Genomic DNA, 16,866 nt, shown 5'->3' on the forward strand with positions numbered 1-16,866 from the left:
CCCGCCGCGTCAAGCGAAGCAGACGCGGACCAGGACGGGACCGACGCCCGCGCCGTGGCCGCGCAGGATCCACGTTCCGGGCTCGCCCGTCGGCGTCTCGCGGCGCCAGGCGTCGAGGTCCGTCCCCGTGACGAAGAGGGCGCGATGGACCGCGACCTCGCGGCCGGCGCCGTCGGTGAGGGTCGCCGTGAAGCGGCCGAGCGCGGTCGCGGAAGGGTCGAGATCGAGGTGCGCGACGCGGACGACGCGCGGGGATTCGACGGTCACGGCGCGATCGGCCGAAAGGTCGAACGTCCACGTCGCGCAGACAGTCGAGGTCGCGCCCCCCGGGGGCATGAGCGGGAAAGCGAGGAGGACGGCGAGCGCGAGCGCGCGGCGCGAGGCCATGCGGCCGCTACGCGCGCGCCGTCCCAAAGCCCTGACGGACGACCGTCAGGCGCCGCGCAGGTGGAGCTTCCGTTTCAGGAGCTCCGCGCGCGCTTCGTGGATGGCGCCGCGCTCGAGCAGGAAGCGGATGTGCTTCTTGTCCGCGGTGATCCACCCGCCGCGCCGGCGGAAGTGCAGGTCCTGGTCGACCGCCTCGAAGAAGGGGTCGGCCGCATCCATGTCCTCGTGGGCCACCGTCGGGAACAGCTTCGCGGCATGCGCGAAGCGGCCTCGCCGCTCCGTCCGCGCGCTCTTCCAGTGGTGCCTCTTGAACGGTTCGTTGGATCGCTTCGTGTTCGCCAATCAAGTCACCTTGTAGAACACAACCAGCCAAGGGAGCCTTCGACTTCAGTGGTTATAGGATTTTCGCGCGGCGTTCGGGGGAACACAGGCCCCATCGGCAAAACGACGGCCTCCGACCCGAACGCGTCCGACCGGACAGAGCGGACTACCCGTCCACGCGCGTCTCGTACTCGGGGTCCTTCCCTTCGCCCTCGGCCGCGGCGTGCGCGTCCTCTTCCTGGGCGGCGTCGTGGAGCTCCTTGATCGCCCGCGTCTTCCACCAGAGGAGCGTCAGACCGGAAGCGGCCATCACGCCGCCCACCGCGAACCCGCCCTGGATGGCGGCCCCCGCGGCCCCCGCGCTCGCGCCGAGCCACGTCAGGGCCCAGAGACCCGTGAAGGTCCCCGCTGCGGCGAGCACCTTCTCTTCGCGCGGCATTGGGGCGGGAGCGGCGATCTTGAGGGCAGGCACGGTTTCAGGCTCTGGTCATCCACCTATACATAGCCGACCGGCCGTTCCCCAGGACGGGTAAGCCTCCCTGGACATCTTGGGCGTCATGCTTATCCATCCGTCCCGCCAACGCGATCCGGATGCAGCTACCGGCGGATGCGCCCCGCGTCGAGGACGACGGAGAAGCCGCCGCTCTCTTCCGGGGGCTGCTTGCGAGCGCGAACACGCTTCTTGTCGTCGCGGATGAGACGGGGCTCGTCTGCCACCTCGGGAACCGGTGCTCGGAGCTCATCGGTCGCCCTCCGGAGGCGGTCGTGAACCGTCTCACCATCCTGGATTGCGTTGCGAAGGAGGATGCGCACGTTGCGGCCGCGATGCTTGAAAGGGCCCTCGGCGACGGCTACGCCGAGGGCACGTTCGGCGTCATCGCGGCGGACGGGCGACGACGCCGCATGGAGGCCACGGCCAATGGCATCGAGACCCCCGACGGCGCCCGCGTGCTCTTCGTCGCGCGCGACGTGAGCGAGATATTCGAGACCCACGAGCGTCTCGGGGCGATCGTCGACGCCCAGCATGCCGTATGGCGGACGAACACGACGGCCGACGCCCTCCGGGCGGCCCTCGCGATCTTCCGCGACCGCATCGAGCTCGCGGGCGCCATCGGGGCCTACCTGCTCAAGCCTGGAACGCGCCGCCTCGTCATGGTCGCGAGCCTCGGCCACCCGCCCGAGCTCAGCGAATACGTCGAGCACCACTCGATCTCGGTCGACGTGGAGGACAATCACATCACCCGCGCGTTCGCGGGCGTCGGCGGGATCCAGGTTCTCCGGTTCGCCGATGCGCCCATGGACGACCGCATCCGCGCGTCGCTTCTTGCGCATGGTCTGCATTGCTCCACCGCCGTGCCGCTAGAATCGCTCTCCGGCGAGCCCTTTGGCGTCCTTGTGGTGGGCCTCACGCGCGAAGTCCCCACCAGGGAAGACGGTTCGCTCGACGATCCCGCGATCGCGCGATGGATCGAGGTCCTCGCGCAGGAGGTCGGGGCGGTCGCGGATCGCATGCTGGCCCAGGAGCGTCTCAAGGTGGCGCTCGCGAGCGAACGGCGGTTTTCCGAAGAATTCGAGGCGTTCGCCTACCGTGCGAGCCACGATCTCTCGGAACCGCTGCGGCGCATCGGAACGCTCGCGGATTTCGCCCGCCAGGATCTCGCGCAGGGGCGATCGCAGGCGGCGCGCGAGGAGCTCGCGCAGATCGCCGAGACGTCCGAGCGCGTCAAATCCATGATCTCGCGGCTCCTCGAGCTCAGCCGCGTCTCGCGGAGCTTGCCCGCCGCCCCGAGCTGGCAACTCGCGGACGTCGCCCGGCAGGTGATCGACGATCTGACGCTGCTTTGCGCCGAGCGCGACGCTCGGGCGACCCTCGAGACGCCGATGCCGCAGGTCGCTGCGAACCGCGAACGGGTGTACGTCGCTCTCCACAATATCGTCGAAAACGCCATCATCCACAACGTGGCGAATCCGCGGCCCCATGTCTGGATCCGGGCCGAAACTCGCCCCGACGGCTTCGTCGAAGTCTCTGTCCGCGACAACGGGCCCGGAATCCCCGAGGAACATCGCGAGCGCGTGTTCCACCTCTTCCATCGCGGCCACGTCACCGCCGAGCGCGGCCGGGTCGGGGCGGGCCTCACCGTCGCGATGCGCGCGATCACGCAGGAAGGCGGCAACATCTGGATCCTCTCCTCGCCCGAAGGGGGGACCGACGTGCGCTTCACGCTCCGCTCGGAGCCCGCCGGCGCGTGATCCGCAACCGTCATCCGCCTCCGCGACGGTGCGTCCCGCGTGGAAGCCTCCGGACTCTACAAGCTGAACCCGGGCGACCGCGCGCCCGACTTCTCGCTTCCGGGCGTCGACGGCCGCCGCCACGCGCTCTCGGACTACGCGTCGAAGCCGGCGCTCGTGGTGGTCTTCTCGTGCAACCATTGCCCTTACGTGCGCGCCTACGAGGAGCGGATGATCGGCTTCGCGCTCGCGTACGAGCCGCGCGGGGTCGCGATGGTCGCCATCAACTCGAACGAGACCACGAGGTATCCCGAGGACGATTTCCCCCACATGGTCTCGCGCGCCGCGGACAAGGGATACACGTTCGATTATCTGCGCGACGAGGACCAGTCGGTCGCGCACGCCTACGGCGCCGTCTGCACGCCGCAGTTCATGCTCTTCGACGCCGACCGCCGCCTCCGTTACCAGGGCCGTTTCGACGACGAGAAGGACCACCCGGAGAAGGTCAAGGAGAAATACCTCGAAAACGCGGTCGAAGACCTTCTCGCGGGACGCCCGGTCGCGAAGCCGGTGACGCGCGCGATCGGCTGCTCCATCAAGTGGAACGCGTGAGACCCTCGTCGGGCTCGCCCGATTCCTCGAGCGTCTTGCCGATGCGCAGGAACCGCGATCGCGCCGTCACGCGCTCGAGCGCGGCGAGCCGCCGCCGCACCTCGCGCGGGGCCTCGGGGTCCGCCATGAGGGCGCGCACGCGCCTCTCGTCGACGTCGAGCGCGCGGTCGAGAAGCCCCGCCTCCGCGAGGACGCGTCGGGCCTCGTCGAGATCGAAGGCCCTGCTCGTGGCCTCCACCACCGTCACGGGGCGGCCCTCCCCGGCCTCCACGCGACGGACCCCGCGCGCGTCCATGTAGGCGAGGATCTCGTCCGCGACGCCCGCCGCCTCGGCCTCGGCCGCCCGCGCCGTCTCCTTGAGCGCGACGTAGCGCCTCGCGAGGTCGCCCACGCCGCCGCCCGCGAACGGGAGCCGCTTTTCAGCCGACGGCGCGGTTTCCGCGAAGTATGGACAACGGTTCGCGAATTCGCACGGGCATTCGCGATTGAGCCTCGGATCGAAGCGACCGGCCTCGATGGCCTCGGCGGTCGCGACCACGCGGTCCGCGATGGAGGCGACGGCGGCCCGGTCGTGCCGGGGCGCGCTCACGGGGACGTTCGAGCGGAGGTTGTGGAGCGTCAGGCGCTCCACGCGGCCGAAGAGGTCGTCGACCGCCATCTGGTAAAGCGTGAGCTGACCGCTCGTCGCCGCGTCGCGGCGCGTCATCGCTCGCCGGCCCGACTTGTAGTCGACGATCGCGAAGCCGCCGCCCTCGCGGTCGACGCGGTCGATGAAACCCGTGACGGGCACCCCTTCGACGTCGATCGTGAACGGAAGCTCGACCGCGACCGGAGGCGCGAACCGGGGCGTCTCCGCGCGCCAGAACCGCTCGAGGACGGCCTCTCCCGCGGCGCGCTCGCGCGCGGCGGTCGCGGCGTCGGGGAAGCCGTCGTCGGACCACGCCTTGCGGTAGGCCTCGAGGGTCGCCTCGAGGGACGCCGGCCCGGGCTCGGCCGTCGCCCACGCTTCGAGGGCCTCGTGGAGGGCGCTTCCGAACGAGAAGTAGCCCTTCGGCGCCTGGGGAAGCCGGTCCACGTAAAGGAATCGCCACCGCAGCGGGCACCCCTCGTACGTCGACATCGACGACCAGCTCAGGCGCCGCATGCAGGCGGTCGACGATGCGGGGCGGCTTGAGGCTTCCCCCGGAGTCGCGGCGCGAACGCGGAAGGCATTTCACGCCCGCCGCGCATCCGGGCGCGTGGACGACGAGACGCTCCGCAGCGTCGACCTCGCGAAGCGCCTCCGACGCGTCGTCCTCCACGTCGCCCGCGCGGTTCCCGACGGCGACCCCGCGGGCCGGGGCGCCTTCGGCAGCATCCTCGACGAGGAGGCGCCCCGGGTCGAGGCGAAGGCCGAGCGCGAAGCCGCGGCCTTCCTTCTCGTGGGACAGGCCCTCGCGTACCGCATCCTCGGACGCGACCGGCCGCTCCCGGCGGTTCCGCGCGGCCTCGACGGCGCGGGGCTCGCCGCCTTCTTCGGCGGAAGCGAGGCCGCGCGACGCCAGCCCGCGGCGTTCGCGCCGCGGCTTCCCGCCGTGCCGGCGCGCGCGGTGGACGCGACCCTCCGCGCGCTCGACGAGGCCCGCCCCGAGCGCCTCCCGGTGGACGTCCTCGGGAAGGTGTTCCACAACCTCATCCCGCGCGCCGTGCGGAAGGTCGTCGCCGCGTACTACACGAACTCGGAGGCCGCGGACCTTCTTGCGACGCTCACCGTCACCCACGCCGACGCGCGCGTCCTCGACCCCGCCTGCGGATCCGGCGCCCTGCTCATCGCCGCCTGGCGCGCGAAACGCGCCCTGGGCGGCGGCGCGCCCTCCGACCTCGAGGGGCGCGACGTCATGCCGGCGAGCGCGCACCTCGCGGCCGTGCAGCTCGCGCTCCACGCGGGCGACGGGCCGCGCATCGCGCTCGCGGACGGAACGACGCGCGGACGCCACCCGCCCGTCGACGTGGTCCTGATGAACCCCCCGTTCACGCGTTTCCAGAGGCTCCCGCCCGCCCTGAAAGCGACCCTCCGGTCGCGCTTCGCGGACTATCCGGAGATCACGGGCCAGCTCGCGCTCCACGGTTACTTCCTCCTCCTCGCCGACCGCGTTCTCGCCCCGGGCGGGCGCCTCGGCGCCGTCCTCCCGGCCTCGACCCTCTCGGGCAAGGCGTTCCAGGGCGTCGTCGAGCGCCTGCTCACCGACTACACCGTCGAGCACGTCGTGACGACGACGGGCCGGGCGGCCTTCAGCGACGACGCGGACTTCCGCGAGGTCATGCTGGTCGCCGAGAAGCGTCCGCCGCGCGCGGGCCATCGCGTGCGCCTCGCGACGCTCGCGGACGACCCGTCGCGATGGACGAGCGCGGTCGCGCGGGACCGGGCGGGTCGCATGGCGGATGCCGCCGGCGCCGGTCAGCCGCTCCAGGCTGCGCTTGCCCGCGACGGGCGCGCGCTCGCCGAGCGCCTCGCCCTCTCGACGGACCTCGGCCTCGCCGCCGTGAGCGCCCTCGACGTCGCCTTCGCGGGCCTTCCCGCGCTCGCGGAGGTCCTTCGGGGCCTCGACGCGACGGTGGAGGAGAGCCTCCGGGCCCCGGGTCGCGAGGGCGCCTTCGACCTCATCGTCCTGAGCGACCCCCTGCGGGCCCTCAAGCGGGTCGATCGTTGGGTGCTCGAGGACGGTTTTGCCTTCGACCGCGCGACCGGAAAGCGCGCGCCCTTCGATCCGGCGTCCGCGGCCCCCTGCCTGCGCCGCATCAGCCAGTCGAGCCACCTCGCCCTCGAGGGACGCGAGGACTGGGTGGCCCTCGCGCCCCTCGACGGCGTGGCCCCTCCGCGCGGATGGGACCGATGGCGCGCCACCGTGACGCGCCACACGGGCCGCCTCGCGCTCCTCTACAAGATGGACCTGGGGGCTCCCGGAACGCGGGCGCTCGCGGTCCATCACCCGAAGGGCCTCTTTTGCGCGGGCGACGCCTGGCGCGTCGAGGCGGACGACGACGAGGCGCTTCGCATCCTCGCGCTCTGGCTCAACACCGCGAGCTTCGCCCTGGCGCTCGTCCGCGTGCGGTCCGAGACGCGCGGATCCTGGATCCGCCTCGACAAGGGTCTCATGGCCCGCATCCCGGCGCCGGATCCGGGCGCCCTCGACGCGGCGACGCGGCGGCGCCTCCTCGACCTCTACGAGCGCGCCCGCGAAGCGCCCCTCGGCTCGCTGTGGGAGGACGTGCGCGACCGCCGCGCGCCGCGCGTCGACCTCGACCGCGCGTTCCTCGAGACGGTCAGGGCCCCCGACGGCACGCTCGAAGCGATCTACGCAGGCCTCGAGGCGGAGCTCGGAAACCTCCGCGCCGTTCTCAGATATGACGGGACGCCGCGTCGACCGTCGCCCAGATGACGCGCTCGCGCCCCGCGAGACGTTCGAGGGGCGACGGAAGGACCTCTTCGAGCTTCATCGCGAAGTCCCGGTGGTATCGACCCGGCTGGCACCGGCCGCAGGACCACGACCCGCGCAGGGGAACGCGTCGCCGCCAGGCGGCGCGGCAGGTGACGCACCGATAGACGTACCGGAAGGTCGCGTTCTCCGGACCCAGGTCGTGGTCGCCGTTCGCGCGGACCCCGAGCCCTTCGAGGAGGTCGTGGAACCGCTCGGTGTGGGAGGTCTCGTTCGCGGCGGCGTAGAGGTGCGCGTGGACGACCTCGTGCTTGAGCGTCGCGTCGAGCTCCCGCCAGTAGTTCCGGTGGTGGAGGCGCTGGGGCTCGAGCAGGAAAAGGTAGGGGGAGAAGCGGACCGCCTTGCGGCGGAAGTAGATGAGGGCCCATGCGTTCGTCACGCGCCCCGAGAAGCGCAGATCGTGGGCCGGCGTGCGGCCTGGAAGCTCGCGCGCGACGTCGTTCCACCGCTTCCGCAGGACCTCTTCGAGGGCGAGCAGGGCCTCCATGCCGGAACCGCGGGCCCCCGTCTCGCGCCCCCGGGATTTAAGGCCGCGACGGACGGCGCCGACGCCGTCGAGGGAACCTTCATGGCCCCCCGGCGGCCCCGCCCGCGTCGCCGCGGGAGGCAAGCTTCTTCACCCGCGGCCCGGATGGACGCGCGGCGCGATGAGGAGAAGAGGGTCAACGAGCCCCGGCTGTGACCGCACATTCTGACTGCATCCGAGCGCCGACCTTTCCACGCGGGCGGGCGCCCGGCGAGGCCATGCGCGGGAGCCTGCGCTGGGATCCCGGACGAGAAAAAAGGAGTCGCGCCGGGCGGGAACGACCGCCCGGCGGGAACGGGGCCTATCGGCGGCCCTTCTTGGCCTTGCCCTTCGGCTTGGCCTTGGAGACCTTCGTGGCCTTCTTGGCCTTGCCCTTCGGCTTGGCCTTGACCTTCGTCGCCTTCTTCACGGGCTTCGCGGTCTTCGTTCCCTTCTTCGTCTTCGCGGCGCGGCGGGCGGCGGCACGGGCCTTGCGGGCCTCGCGCTCGGCCTTGATCCGGGCCTCGCGGCGCTCCTTGCGGGCGGCGCGGTTCTTCTTCTGCTGGGCGCGGAGCGTGCGCCACTTGCTGCCCCCGATCTTCCGGAGGACGGGCAGGCCCGTGCGGGCCACCGTCGAGACCTCCATGCCGGGGGGGATTTCAGCCTGCACACCGCTCTTGGGAGTGCGGCGCGAGAAGAAGTAGATCGTCTGCGTGCGACCGCCCTTGAGCGTCACGTTCTTCGAGTAGAGGGTGAACCCCTCGTGTTGGTAAGCCATGTGGCATCCCGTACCAACAATGTGGCGTACCATGATAAGGTTACTGGTAAACATCGGCGTTTCTTCCGTTGGAAACGCGGTTTGCCGGGAATGAAGCGATGCGGCGACGCGGGGACGCGGCCGGGACGCGTTGGTATCAACGCGGTCGCGCGCCGAGGGCGCAAGGCGCGCGCGAAGACGGAGCGCGAGGCCCGCCGCCCCATACGATCGCCTTTAGGATGGGGCGCGCGCTTGCCGTCGCGGTGCCCGCGATGGACACGCCGTACGAGCTCGTGACGCGCCGTCTCTGCCTGATCAAGGACACCGGCCACAGCGGAACCCTCTGGGGCGGCACGATGATGGGCTGGGTCGACGAGGCCGGCGCCATCTACGCCGGGATGGTCACGCGCAACCCGACGATGGTGACCAAGGCCTTCACCGAGATCAACTTCACGAGCACCGTGAACCCCGGCGACATGGTGGAGTTCTACGGACGCGTCGCGCGGTGGGGCACGACGTCGGTGCACATCGAGCTCAAGGTCACGGCGCGCCGCCCCACGAGCCACGAGGCGTGGGACGTCCTCACCGTCACCGGCACCTTCGTCGCGATCGACGAGCGGGGCCGCAAGACGCCCATCCTGAAGGCGTAGCGCGGGAAGCCAAGGGCTTTACGCGGGATCGGCCTTCGCGGGCGCGGGCGCAGTGACGATTGGCTTCGGAACCGAACCCCTCCATGTGGAGATTGGACTTTGCCGAGCGCCCATTTCTTTCGAACACGGGCTGGAAGGTGCCCGTTTTCACCGCATTTTCCCCTGTCGGGTGAGGCGACAACCGCCTGACAAAGCCCCGACAATTGGAATACGGGCCCACTAGAGGGTTTAAGAACCCCCCCGAGGGCTGTCGGCCGGATGAACTCCGAGGACCGCGTCCTCCTCCACCTGCTCGCCCACGACGCCGTGAAGCGCGACGCCTACGCGGTTCCCTTCGCGCTCTGCCAGGAAGGCATCGCCGACGCGGTGGGCGTCGCCCGCAACACGGCGAGCGAGATCCTGCAGCGGCTGCGCGACCGGCAGCTCGTGACGAGCGAGCGCCGCGCGATCTCGGGTCAGAACCACAAGCGGCAGGCGTTCTTCCTCTCCGAGCGGGGCCGCCAGGCCGCGCGCGCCCTCGGCGGCGCGCCCGGCGCCGTCGCGAGCGGCCCGGCGGCGGCCGCGGGCGCGGGCCGCGCGCCGGCGCGCCTCCCTTCGCCGCGGCTCTTCGTCGGTCGCGGGCCCGAGCTCGCGCGCCTGCGCCTGTGGCTCGAGCGGGGCGGCGGCACGTTCCTGCTCGAAGGCCCGGGCGGCATCGGCAAATCGAGCCTCGCGGGCCGCGCGCTCGAGGCCGCGGGACTGCGCGACCCCGTGCACGTCTACACGTTCAACAGCCTCTCGACCCTCCGCAACGTGCTCCTCCACCTCTCCGAGTTCCTCGCCCTCCAGGGGCGTCGCGAGCTCGCGACGTTCATGGCCGCGCAGCCCGCGCCGAGCCTCGACCAGGCGCGCGGCGCGCTCGCCGACAGCCTCGCCTCGGCCCGTGGGATCATCATCCTCGACGACGCCCAGAAGATCATGCCCGAGGTCGAGCCGCTCCTCGAGCGCCTCGCGAAGGCCGCGGTCTCGGGCGGCCCCCGCCTCCTCGTGATCGGGCGGGAGATGGGCCGCGTCGCCGACCGGCTCGGGTCGAGCAAGGGGTTTGAGCGCCTGACGCTCGGCGTCCTCGGCGACGACGAGAGCCACGCGCTCCTCGCCGAGCGCGGCTTCGCCGAGCGGGAGATTCCCGAGGTCGTCCGCGTGACCCGCGGCCACCCCCTCTACCTGCGCCTCGTGCAGCCGGGGACGCGCCCCGGCGCCTCGCGCGACGTCCAGGCGTGGCTCGAGGAGGAGGTCGACCGCGGGCTGGGCGACGCCGAGCGGCGCATCCTCCTCAGGGCCGCGATCCACCGCTTCCCCGTCTCGCCGTCCATCCTCGCGCCCGCCCGGGACGAGGCGGGTCCGCTCACGATCCTCGTCGAGCGGGGACTGCTCATCCGCGACGGGGACGCGATCGGCCTCCACGACCTCCTGCGCGACTACTACCTGCGGCGCCTCCCCGCCGTCGTCGCGCGGCGCCTCCACGCCGAGGCCGCGCAGCACTACCAGACGGTGGCGGGCGAAGGCGCGCTCGTCGAATCGATGCACCACCTGCGCGCCGCGGACCGCGACGAGGAGGCCGCCGCCCTCGCGGTGACGCACGGCATGAACCTCGTCTCGCGCGGCTACCACGCCGAGCTGTTCTCGGTGCTCGAATCCTTCCGCGAAGCGCGGGTCTCCGCCCGTCAGCGCGGCTGGAAGCACCTCCTCGAGGCGCGCATCCTCGTCCACCGCGGCAAGCCCGAGCAGGCGCTCGCGGCGGCCGAGCGCAGCCTCGAGGTCGCGCGCGGGATCCGCGACCCCGAGCTCGTCGCCCTCGCCGGACGCGAGGCCGCGCAGGCGCACCGCTTCCGCGGCGACCTCGCGAAGGGCATCGCGCTCGTGCACGGCATCCTCGAGGACCTGAAGGATCGCGAGGGCGAGCCGTACGTCGCCGACCTCCTGAACGCCTACGGGATCCTCGTCTTCGAAAGCGGCGACCGCGAAGGCGCGCGCCGCGTCTTCGAGGACAACGTCGCGTACGCCCTCAAGCACGGCGCCGAGCCCGCCTTCCTCGCGAAAGCGTATGGGAACCTCGGCGAAACGCTGCGACTCCTCGGCCGCCCGGCCGAGGCGCTGCCCCACCTCACGAAGGGCGTCGAGGTCGTGACGGCCGCGGCGCTCCGGCTCTACGCGGGTTCGCTGAACCTGAACCTCGCGTGGGTCCTCATGGACCTCCGGCGCCACGCGGAGGCGAAGAAGCACCTCGAGGCCGCGCTCGCGAGCGTCGAGACGGGACCGAGCGAATTCCTCCCGGAGGTGCTCTGGGCGCAGGGCCGCCTCCTTCTCGAGACGGGCGAATCCGACCGCGGACGCGACGTCCTCCGCCGGGCCCGCGACCTCTACGAGGGGCGCAAGGACGCCGAATCCGTGCGCCGCATCGACGACCTCCTCGAAGGACGCCGGAAGGCCGCGTGATGGCCCCCCGCCGCGCGTCGGCCGCCGACCTCAAGACTGCGCTTCGCCGCGAGGCCCTCGCCCGCCGCGACGCGATCGAGCCCGACCTGCGCGCCTCGCTCGCCTCGAAGGCCACGAAGCGCCTCCTCGGCCTCTCCGTGATGCGCCCCGGCGCGACCGTCGGATTCTACGCCGCGCGGGGATCCGAGATGCCGACCGACGGCCTCCTCGCCGACGCCCTCCGGCGCGGCGTGCGCGTCGCCCTGCCGCGCGTGGACCGCGCGACGGGCGCGCTCACGTTCCACGCGGTCGCGGACCCCGCCGCGCTCAGGCCCGGCGCCTTCGGCATCCGGGAACCCGCCTCCACGGCGCCCATGCCGGAGAACCTCGACGCGATCGTGGTGCCCGGCGTCGCCTTCGACCCGCGCGGCCACCGACTCGGCACCGGGCGCGGCTATTTCGACCGGTATCTCCGCGACCGGCCGGGTCTCCGCATCGGTCTCGCCTTCGAGGCGCAGATCGTCGAAGCGCTCCCGGACGAGCCGCACGATGAACCGATGGACCTCATCGTGACGGAGAAGCGCGTGCTCAGGACGCGCGCCTGACCCCGAAGGTTCCAAGCCACCCCGGGCCTTTCCCGCGCGCATGGGCACCTTCGCCTGGTTCGGCCCCCGCGCTCCTCCCCTCGGCTCCCGCGACGTTCCCGCCGGCGGCCTCTGCCTCTCGGCCTTCCTCGCCGTCCGTGACGACCAGGGCCGTGTGCTCCTCGGCAAGTACAACGCGGAAGACGCGAAGCTCGAAGGCCTCACCGGCATGGACGAGGAGCGCCGCAAGCGATTCAGCGGCGGCTGGACGCTCCCCGCGCGCCATCTCCGCTTCGGCGAATCCCCCGAGACCGCGGCCCGGTCCATCGCCGACGACCTCGTCCGCGTCCGCGTCGAGCCGCGCTTCGTCCGTTATGCGAGCGAGGCCTACGAATCCGCCGTCTATCCCGGCACGCACCACTGGGATGTGAATTTCCTCTTCGAGGCCCAGGTCCCGCGCCCGACCGCGCAGGGCCTGTGGCCGCACGGCCCCCCGAGCTGGTACCGGGAGCTCGCCTTCGTCGACCCCTCCTGGCTCAAGCCCGGCGACTGGGCGCGCTCGCACGAGGACGTGTGGGCGATGTACGCGGCGAAGAAATAGCCCCCGACCTCGCGGCGCGTAGACAAGAAACGAGCGCGAGCGGAGCGAGCGCTTTCGCGCCATCGACCACGAAAGCGGGGATGGGCGCGCAAGCGCCCCGAAGAGGGCGGCCGCACGCCGCCCGAGGCCGAGCGAAGCGAGGCCAAGCCCACGAGATTTCACACAGCTAACCCGCAGTCTCCATCCTTCTACCACGAGAGCGGGGATGGGCGCGCGAGCGCCCCGAAGAGGGCGGCCGCAGGCCGCCCGAGGCCGAGCGAAGCGAGCGCCGCCGTCGAGCGGGGAAGCGCAGGACGAAGTCCTGCGCCGTCACATCGGCTTCCCGCTTCCCTGGTTCGTGGCCGGGTCGATGACCACGTTCACGACCGCGGGCCGGTTCGTGGCCTGCGCCCGCTTGAGCGCGGGGATGATCCCGCCGGGTTCCGTCACAAGCTCCCCGTGCGCCCCGAGCGCTTCCGCGACGAGGTCGTACCGGGTCTTCTCGCCGAGCTTCGTGGCCACCGCGCGCTCCTCGCCGTAGAGGCCGACCTGCGGGGCGCGGATCTGCGTCCACGCGCCGTCATTCGCGACGACGACCACGACGGGGATGTCCTGGCGGACGCAGGAATCGATCTCGAAGCCGTTGAGGCCGAAGGATCCGTCGCCCGATAGCACGACGACCTTGCGGTCGGGGTGCGCGAGCTTCGCGGCCATCGCGAACGGGACGCCCACGCCGAGGCAGCCGAGGGGACCGGGGTCCATCCAGCGGCCGGGGCCCGCGACGGGGATCACCTTCGCGGCGGTCGCGACGACGTTGCCGCCGTCGCCCACGACGACGGTGTCGCGGTCCACGACGGAGGCGAGGTCTTTGAGGAAACGGTAGCTGTGGATCGGCGTCTGGCCGCTCGCGAGATCGTCGGCCCAGACCGCGAGCTTGCGGGCCTCCTCCTCGCGGAGCGCCGCGAGCCAGCGCGCGCGGTCGGGGGTCGCTCGGCCCTTGAGCGCGCGCGCGAGGTCTTCGAGGACGGCGCCCACGTGGCCCACGAGGCCCACGTCGACGTTGCGGTTGAGCGCGATCTGCGGCGCGTCGACCTCGACGCGGACCACCTGCGCAGCGGCCGGCACGGACTCGCCGTAGTTGAGGCGGAAGTCGAACGGGGTGCCGACGTCGAGGAGGACGTCGCACTCCGCGAGCGCGCGCCCGCGCGCGAGGTTGAAGAAATGCGGATCGCCTGGCGCGAGCGAGCCGCGCGCGAGGCCGTTCAGGAAGACCGGCGCGCCGAGGACCTGCGCGAGGTCGGCGAGCGCGCCCGCGGCGCGGCACCAGCCGACGCTCGTGCCGGCGATGACGACGGGACGCTCGGCGGCCGCGAGGAGGCGGGCGGCGGCTTCGACGGCCTCGGGGTCGCCGCGCGGCCGCGCGTCGATGCGCGTGGCCCCGCGCGCGACGGGCGGCTCCTCCGCGTCGCCGAAGAGGATGTCCCACGGCACCTCGAGATAGGCGGGTCCCGTGCGCGGCGCGGTCGCCTGCCGGAAGGCCGTCGCGACGTATTCGCCGAGCCGGCGCGTCTCGTAGACGCCGCGCGCCCACTTCGTGACGGGCGCGACGACGGGAAGCTGGGTGCCTTCCTGCAGCGCGCCCTGGTCGAAGCGCGCGAAGTCGCCCTGGCCGCCGAGGCAGACCATCGGCGCGTCGAAGCGGTGAGCGTTCGCGAGACCCGTGACGGCGTTCATGACGCCCGGACCCGCGGTCACGAGCGCGACGCCGGGGTCGCCGAGCGTCGCGCGCGCCCAACCGTCGGCGGCCATCGCGGCGGCCTGCTCGTGGCGCACGTCCACGACGCGGATGCCCTCGTCGAGGCAGCCTTCGTAGATGGGCATGATGTGGCCGCCGCAGAGCGTGAAGGCGACCTTCACGCCCTCGCGCTTCAGGGCCTTCGCGACGAGCCGTCCGCCGTCGGTCATGCCGCGACGAGCGGCCGGAGGCGGGATAAGCGTTGCCGCCTCAGGAGGCGCGCTCGCGCGCGACGAGCTCGCGCACGGCGACGACGAGGGGCCAGCCGACGAGGATGACGCCCGCGAGGGCGGCGCCGAGACCGCCCCACGCGACGCCGCGGCCGGCGAGGTATTCCGAGACGACCTCGGTCGCGCCCGCGAAAAGGAGCACGGCCCCGAGGAGCACGGCGAGGGTCTTGAGGCCGAGGAGGAAGCTCTCGCGCGCGGCGCCCACGCGCGAGGATTCCGCCTCGGCCCCTTGAAGCCTTCGCCGTTACCTGCGCACGTCCACGAAGTCGACGCGCAGGTTGCGGTCCTCGGACCCGATCCGGGCGTCGTTCGTGAACGCGATCGCGACCGTGCGCGCGCCCGCTGGCACGTGCACGTACGCGACGTGGTCCGTGTGGCTCGTCGCCGAGACCGTCCACGTCGCCTTGGTCGCGCCGTCGATCTTCAGGCTCATCTTCGGGGCGACGCCGCCCGCCTTGTCCCCCTTCGCGCGGATCGTGAACTTGTAAGTTCCCGACTCCGGGATGGAGACCGATTGGCGGATCTCGCCGTTGCTCCAGATGTTCCAGCCCGCTCCCCCGGAAGCGGATCCGTCCGAGTAGCGGCCGCCGACGGGCCGCGAAGCGAAGGATTCGGCCTCGAACTTGCCGGGCGCGCCGCCCGTCGGCTGCGGCGCGGGCGCCGCGGAGCCGCCGGATCCGATGGCGACGCGGTCGACGTACAGGTTGCGGTCGCCGGCGCTTCCCGCGTAGTCGTTCACGAACGCGACCTTGACCTCGCGCACCGCGCCCGCGGGCACGCTCACCGTCGCGGCGTAGGTCTTGTAGGTCGAGGAGCCGACGGTGAACGTGGCGACGGCCTGTCCGCCGACGCTCAGCACGGCCTTCGGCCACGCGCCGTTCGCGTACTGTCCGCGCGCGACGAACGAGACCGTGTGGGACCCGCCGTCGGGGAACTTCATGTCCTGCGCGACGTGGCCGTTCGACCACTGCTTCCACGTCCGGCCGCCGGAGGCCGCGCCGTCCGAGACGACGCCGCCCCCCGTCCGCTTCGCCATCGCCTCGGCCTCGATCACGGGTCCGGAGATGCTCGTCGTGAGCGTGGGCGTCGGAGCCGGCGAGGGGTCCGGCGAGGGCGCGGAGACGGCGCCGCCGCGCACGGCCTTCACGCCGTTGACCCACGTCCAGAGCGAGGGCTTCGCGCTCCCGTCGGCGCGGGTGAGACCCCAGTACCGTTCCGCCCAACCGTAGTAGTTGGCGAGGTTGAACGTGGGGCTGTCCTTGTAGCCGCGGTAGATCATGCCCTTGACGCCGGCGGCCTTGAAGTCGCCCGCGTGGTCGAAGAACCACTTGAGCACGGTGTTCTGGTGCTTCTCGTACGAGTCCGACGGGTACGAGGAGAGCGCGAGGTCCGTGAGGAACGTCGGCTTCTTGTACTTGTTGTGGAGGTAGCGCGCCGCGTCGAGGGCGGCCTGTCCGCCGCTCATGTACGTGCTGTGCGAGTCCTTCGTGGAGCCGCGCATCGTCTGGAAGCCCAGGTAGTCGCTCGTGGCGATGGTCTTCGGGAAGCGATCCCAGCTCGCCTTGTCCCAGTTGCCGAAGCCGATCACGATCTTCGCGTTCGGGGCGATCGACCGGATCGCCGCGGCCTGGGCCGTGAGCATCGAGTCGAACTTCGGAGCGTACCACGATTGCGTGATGCCGCCCTTGTTGAACTCCGTCTCGAGCACGATGATGGCGCCGCGCGAGCCCATGATGCTGTTCACGCGCTCGGCGAGCTTCCTGGTCATGTCGTTCCACTGCGCGCGGGACTTCTGCGCGTTGTGGAGCTTCGACCAGCAGCCGTTGTCGACGCACGACGGGGAGATGTCGTCGCCCCAGTACCACCACTGGATGACCGGCGTCACGCCCTTGTCGCGCGCCGCGCGGAGCCAACGGTCGATGCCGTCCCAGCCGCTCTTCGCGGTCCAGACGCCGACCCAGAAGAGGCCGTAGTCCGGCCTCGCGCCGTGCGAGGACAGCTTGTCCACCGCATCCATGTTCATCCCGAAGCCGAGCGCCGGGGAGGGCGCCGCGGAAGCGGTCGGGAGCACCGTCACGGCCGGGGCAAGGAGAGCGATCGCAAGAAGCGCCCCGGCGGATTTCTTCAATGCATTCATCTTCACTCCGTCCAACCTCTCAGAGTCCGGATGGCGGCGACGCGCGCCGCAAGCCGCCGCGATCGGCGGCGATGTCGTTTCGTCCGACGTCGTCGACTGGACGGCGTCGGTCAAGTAACCGCGATTGGGCGCGAACTCGGCAAAGGGCC

General features: G+C 71.9%; 16 protein-coding genes. 7 read left to right on the plus strand and 9 right to left on the minus strand.

Features of this window, described 5'->3' with window-relative positions:
• Positions 1-9 precede the first annotated feature (9 nt).
• The 3 genes from VM889_12445 to VM889_12455 all read right to left on the minus strand — a co-directional run bounded on the left by VM889_12445 (position 10) and on the right by VM889_12455 (position 1,180).
• A complete protein-coding gene (locus VM889_12445; GenBank protein ID HVL49361.1) occupies positions 10-387 on the minus strand; it encodes a hypothetical protein in 378 nt (125 codons plus the stop codon).
• Positions 388-432: 45 nt separating this feature from the next.
• Positions 433-729, minus strand: a complete 297-nt coding sequence (locus VM889_12450; protein ID HVL49362.1) for a hypothetical protein — start codon at positions 727-729, stop codon at positions 433-435.
• 145 nt (positions 730-874) lie between these two features.
• Complete coding sequence (locus VM889_12455; protein ID HVL49363.1) at positions 875-1,180, minus strand: hypothetical protein; 306 nt, start codon at positions 1,178-1,180, stop codon at positions 875-877.
• 119 nt (positions 1,181-1,299) lie between these two features.
• On the opposite strand from VM889_12455, the gene VM889_12460 reads away from it, so the two are divergent.
• Both VM889_12460 and VM889_12465 read left to right on the plus strand, forming a co-directional pair.
• Positions 1,300-2,958 carry a PAS domain-containing sensor histidine kinase gene (locus tag VM889_12460; protein HVL49364.1) on the plus strand — a complete coding sequence of 553 codons (1,659 nt, stop codon included), beginning with the start codon at positions 1,300-1,302 and terminating at the stop codon, positions 2,956-2,958.
• Between the two features lie 39 nt (positions 2,959-2,997).
• Positions 2,998-3,549 carry a thioredoxin family protein gene (locus tag VM889_12465; GenBank protein ID HVL49365.1) on the plus strand — a complete coding sequence of 184 codons (552 nt, stop codon included), beginning with the start codon at positions 2,998-3,000 and terminating at the stop codon, positions 3,547-3,549.
• Here the strand turns inward: VM889_12465 and VM889_12470 are convergent.
• Entirely contained in the window at positions 3,533-4,693 is a 1,161-nt protein-coding gene (locus VM889_12470) for a PD-(D/E)XK nuclease family protein (protein HVL49366.1), read from the minus strand. The two genes, VM889_12465 and VM889_12470, sit on opposite strands and share 17 nt — an antisense overlap.
• A 94-nt stretch (positions 4,694-4,787) precedes the next feature.
• Here VM889_12470 and VM889_12475 point away from each other — a divergent pair, with 94 nt between their 5' ends.
• Entirely contained in the window at positions 4,788-6,968 is a 2,181-nt protein-coding gene (locus VM889_12475; protein ID HVL49367.1) for an N-6 DNA methylase, read from the plus strand.
• Here VM889_12475 and VM889_12480 read toward each other — a convergent pair.
• Together VM889_12480 and VM889_12485 are read right to left on the minus strand one after the other, a co-directional pair.
• Positions 6,928-7,512 (minus strand): SprT-like domain-containing protein, encoded by a 585-nt coding sequence (locus tag VM889_12480; GenBank protein HVL49368.1) that lies wholly within the window; start codon positions 7,510-7,512, stop codon positions 6,928-6,930. The genes VM889_12475 and VM889_12480 overlap by 41 nt on opposite strands.
• 340 nt (positions 7,513-7,852) lie before the next feature.
• Positions 7,853-8,308: a hypothetical protein gene (locus VM889_12485; GenBank protein ID HVL49369.1), complete on the minus strand. Its 456-nt coding sequence runs from the start codon at positions 8,306-8,308 to the stop codon at positions 7,853-7,855.
• 218 nt (positions 8,309-8,526) lie between these two features.
• On the opposite strand from VM889_12485, the gene VM889_12490 reads away from it, so the two are divergent.
• From VM889_12490 to VM889_12505, 4 genes are all read left to right on the plus strand, one after another.
• Positions 8,527-8,937, plus strand: coding sequence for a hotdog domain-containing protein (locus VM889_12490; protein ID HVL49370.1), 411 nt, complete (start codon positions 8,527-8,529; stop codon positions 8,935-8,937).
• Between the two features lie 258 nt (positions 8,938-9,195).
• On the plus strand, positions 9,196-11,412 hold the full coding sequence (locus VM889_12495; protein ID HVL49371.1) for a tetratricopeptide repeat protein: 2,217 nt from the start codon (positions 9,196-9,198) through the stop codon (positions 11,410-11,412).
• Positions 11,412-11,996, plus strand: coding sequence for a 5-formyltetrahydrofolate cyclo-ligase (locus tag VM889_12500; GenBank protein ID HVL49372.1), 585 nt, complete (start codon positions 11,412-11,414; stop codon positions 11,994-11,996). Before VM889_12495 ends, VM889_12500 begins: the two co-directional genes overlap by 1 nt.
• Positions 11,997-12,036: 40 nt before the next feature.
• Complete coding sequence (locus VM889_12505) at positions 12,037-12,576, plus strand: NUDIX hydrolase (protein HVL49373.1); 540 nt, start codon at positions 12,037-12,039, stop codon at positions 12,574-12,576.
• A 309-nt stretch (positions 12,577-12,885) separates the two neighbouring features.
• Here the strand turns inward: VM889_12505 and VM889_12510 are convergent, their stop codons facing one another.
• From VM889_12510 to VM889_12520, 3 genes are read right to left on the minus strand one after another with little or no spacing between them, the layout of a single operon-like run.
• A complete protein-coding gene (locus tag VM889_12510) occupies positions 12,886-14,520 on the minus strand; it encodes a thiamine pyrophosphate-binding protein (GenBank protein HVL49374.1) in 1,635 nt (544 codons plus the stop codon).
• A gap of 40 nt (positions 14,521-14,560) precedes the next feature.
• The gene (locus VM889_12515; protein ID HVL49375.1) at positions 14,561-14,785 is read right to left on the minus strand and encodes a hypothetical protein; all 225 of its coding nucleotides are present in this window, start codon (positions 14,783-14,785) and stop codon (positions 14,561-14,563) included.
• 39 nt (positions 14,786-14,824) lie between these two features.
• On the minus strand, positions 14,825-16,708 hold the full coding sequence (locus VM889_12520) for a carbohydrate-binding domain-containing protein (GenBank protein ID HVL49376.1): 1,884 nt from the start codon (positions 16,706-16,708) through the stop codon (positions 14,825-14,827).
• Between the last annotated feature and the right edge of the window lie 158 nt (positions 16,709-16,866).

It is taken from the genome of Candidatus Thermoplasmatota archaeon (assembly GCA_035540375.1).
In the GTDB taxonomy this organism is placed as follows: domain Archaea; phylum Thermoplasmatota; class SW-10-69-26; order JACQPN01; family JAJPHT01; genus DATLGO01.